The sequence below is a fragment of the Micromonospora sp. ATCC 39149 genome, from assembly GCF_000158815.1.
Taxonomy (GTDB): domain Bacteria; phylum Actinomycetota; class Actinomycetes; order Mycobacteriales; family Micromonosporaceae; genus Micromonospora.
This window is the reverse complement of record NZ_GG657738.1, coordinates 5,769,466-5,772,799: the sequence shown is the minus strand read 5'-3', so window position 1 is coordinate 5,772,799 and position 3,334 is coordinate 5,769,466. Positions and strand designations below refer to the sequence as shown.

Genomic DNA, 3,334 nt, shown 5'->3' with positions numbered 1-3,334 from the left:
GGAGCACCTCGTTGACCTGCTGCTCCACGTGGGGCAACGCTCGGCGCCACCCCGGTCGGGGTGTTGAAGTCGAACCGCAGCCGCCCCGGCGCGTTCAGCGAACCGGCCTGGGTGGCCGACTCGCCGAGGAAGTTGCGCATCGTCTGGTGCACCAGGTGGGTGGCCGTGTGCGAGCGGGAGATGGCCCGCCGCCGGGTCACGTCGATCTCGGCGTACCCGTTCTCGCCCGCGCGCACCTCGCCCCGGACCACCCGGGCGCGGTGCACGATCAGGCCCGGCACCGGCTGCTGCACGTCGAAGACCTCGACCTGGCCGCCGCCGACGGTGATCAGGCCCTGGTCGGGCTGCTGACCGCCGCCCTCCGCGTAGAACGGGGTGGTGTCGAGCACCAGCTCGACCGTGTCGCCCTCGACCGCCGCGCCGACCTGGTCGCCGCCGGAGAGCACGGCACGCACCCGGGACTCCCGGTTCAGCTCGGTGTACCCGGTGAACTCCACCGGCCCGCCCGCGTCCAGCACCGACCGGTACGCCGACAGGTCGGTGTGCCCGGTCTTGCGCGCCCGCGCGTCGGCCTTGGCCCGGGCCCGCTGGTCGGCCATCAGCCGGCGGAAGCCGTCCGCGTCGACCGCGAGGCCCTGCTCGGCCGCGATCTCCAGGGTCAGGTCGATCGGGAAGCCGTAGGTGTCGTGCAGCTGGAACGCCTTGTCGCCCGACAGCGCCGGCTTCCCCGCCGACTTGGTCTCGGCGATCGCCGTGTCCAGGATCGTCGTGCCGGCGCGCAGCGTCGCCAGGAAGGCGTCCTCCTCGGCGTACGCGTACTGCGCGATCCGGTCGAACTCGGTCGCCAGCTCCGGGTACGACGGGGCCATGCAGTCCCGGGCCACCGGCAGCAGCTCGGGCAACGCCCGCTCCTGCCAGCCCAGCAGCCGCACCGCCCGGATGGCACGGCGCATGATGCGGCGCAGCACGTAGCCGCGCCCCTCGTTGCTCGGGGTGACCCCGTCGCCGATCAGCATCAGCGCGGTGCGCACGTGGTCGGCGATCACCCGCAGCCGCACGTCGTCGGGGTGCGACTGCGCGGCCACGTGGCCGGAGTGCGCCCCGTACCGCTTGCCGGTCAGCTCGGCCGCGCGGGCCAGGATCGGCCGGACCTCGTCGATCTCGTACAGGTTGTCGACGCCCTGCAGGATGGACGCCATCCGCTCCAGGCCCATGCCGGTGTCGATGTTCTTCTTCGGCAGCTCGCCGACGATCCGGAAGTCTTCCTTGCTGGTCACGTCGGCGATCTCGTACTGCATGAAGACGAGGTTCCAGAACTCCAGGTACCGGTCCTCGTCGACCTCCGGGCCGCCCTCGCGACCGTAGTCGGGGCCCCGGTCGTAGTACAGCTCCGAGCACGGGCCGGCCGGGCCGGGAATGCCCATCGACCAGAAGTTGTCCTTCTTGCCCCGGCGGACGATCCGCTCGGCCGGCATGCCGACGGAGCGCCAGATCTCGGCCGCCTCGTCGTCGTCGAGGTAGACCGTCGCCCAGACCCGCTCCGGGTCCAGCCCGAAGCCGCCCTCGGCGACCGACCTGGTGACCAGGTCCCAGGCGAGCGGGATCGCCCCGGCCTTGAAGTAGTCGCCGAAGGAGAAGTTGCCGTTCATCTGGAAGAACGTGCCGTGCCGGCTGGTCTTGCCGACCTCGTCGATGTCCGGGGTGCGGATGCACTTCTGCACGCTGACCGCCCGGGGGTAGGGCGGGGTCTGCTGCCCCAGGAAGTAGGGGACGAACTGCACCATGCCGGCGTTGACGAACAGCAGGTTCGGGTCGCTGATGGCGGGCAGCGGAGCGGACGGCACCACGGCATGGCCGTTCGCCTCGAAGTGGGCGAGGTACCGCCGCTTGATCTCCGCCGTCTTCATCGCTGGTGCCCCTCCGGAAAGATCTCTCGGTCGCCGATGCGCGGGTCCTCCCGCAGCTCGGCGAACTGGTCGTCGAACGCCTCGCCCCGGGCGAACGCCTCGTGGATCTCCTGCTCGCGTTCGGCCATCCCGATCCGGACGTCCTCCACGAAGCTACGCAGCGACTCCACCAGACCGCCAGCGGATTGTGACAGGCCGCCGGCGATGCCGGCCGGCGTGTACGCCTGAGCGGCGCGGGTCGCCTTGCGCACCACCACCACGCCGACGGCCAGCCCGATACCCAGCCAGAACAGGCGCCTCATGAACTCATCCCTTCCGTCGCCGGCCGGCTCAGCCGTTGCCGCGCTTGGCGGCGCGGCGCTGCTGCTTGATGGTGTCGCGCACCTCGCGCTCGGTCTCGGCGTGCCGGCGGGCGGCGGCGGCCCGGCGTACGCCGTAGCCGAACGCGGCCACCTTCACCAGCGGGTTCGCGGCGGCGGCGGAGACCACGGTGGCCAGGTTCGCCACGTTCGCGGTGACGTTCTGGGCGTGGGTGGTCATGGTGTCCACCTTGGCCAACTGGAGGTTGACCCCGTCCAGCGAGGTCTGCACCTGCTCCAGGGCGGTGTTGACGTTCTTCACCGTGGTGTTGACGTCACCAAGCAGGGGCGCGGTGCGGTCGTTGAGGTCGTTGATCATGCGGGTGGTTGCGTCCACGGTGTGCCGCAGCCGCAGGATGGGCAGCGTCAGGATCAACACGAGCATCGCGAACGCGATCGCCGCGATCAGCGCCGCGACCTCTCCAAAACTCACGCCTGTCCTCCTCGACCAGTTTCCCGGGGCCCGACGCCCCGGAACTCGCGACCGTCCATACCCACACCGTCGTTCGGCGACCCAACACGGGGCAGCGGGGGCAGGCGGGCCTGCCAGCCCCAGACCCTACCGTCAGTGATGAAACCCGGCTCACGACGGTGAGGGTGTCGGCTCGCCGAGCGGATCCTCGCTCAGGGTCGGGAAGGGATCCTCGCCGGTGAGTGACGGGTCGGTGCTCGGCTGTGGCCGGGTCCGCTCGTCGTCGATGGCGTTGCGGACCTTCACCGACACCAACGAGCCGGTGCACTCCTGCGCTGCGGGAGGCGTGGCCAGTACCGTCGGCGCGGGCTCCCCGTCGACCGGCGGCGGAACGCAGGTCGGCTCGCGTACCCACAGGTCGAGGGTCAGCTCGTCGCGGCGCCAGCAGGTGTAGTCGCCCTTCGCCGGCTGCTCCGGACAGCGGGTCACCTTCCAGGGCTGCCAGCCATCCTCGATCAGCGCGCGTTCGTAGGCCCGCGCCGTCTCCTCGACCGGCCGCTGCGACTCGACGGTGCGCTCGCGCAGCCGGCATTCCTCCACGCACCAGCGGCTGCCGCTGACGTTGTCGACGGTCTTCGTGGCAGCCCAGCTGGGCA

General features: G+C 71.1%; 3 protein-coding genes and 1 pseudogene. All 4 read right to left on the bottom strand.

What is annotated here, in order from left to right; genetic code table 11:
* Positions 1 to 1,907: pseudogene (gene alaS / locus MCAG_RS25320) on the bottom strand (alanine--tRNA ligase); the annotation flags it as partial.
* Positions 1,904 to 2,209, bottom strand: coding sequence for a hypothetical protein (locus tag MCAG_RS25315; protein ID WP_007075799.1), 306 nt, complete (start codon positions 2,207 to 2,209; stop codon positions 1,904 to 1,906). The pseudogene alaS and the gene MCAG_RS25315, both read right to left, overlap by 4 nt.
* A 28-nt stretch (positions 2,210 to 2,237) precedes the next feature.
* The gene (locus MCAG_RS25310) at positions 2,238 to 2,699 is read right to left on the bottom strand and encodes a DUF948 domain-containing protein (RefSeq protein WP_007075798.1); all 462 of its coding nucleotides are present in this window, start codon (positions 2,697 to 2,699) and stop codon (positions 2,238 to 2,240) included.
* 150 nt (positions 2,700 to 2,849) lie between these two features.
* The coding region (locus tag MCAG_RS25305) for a hypothetical protein (protein WP_007075797.1) at positions 2,850 to 3,334 on the bottom strand (485 nt) is incomplete at its 5' end.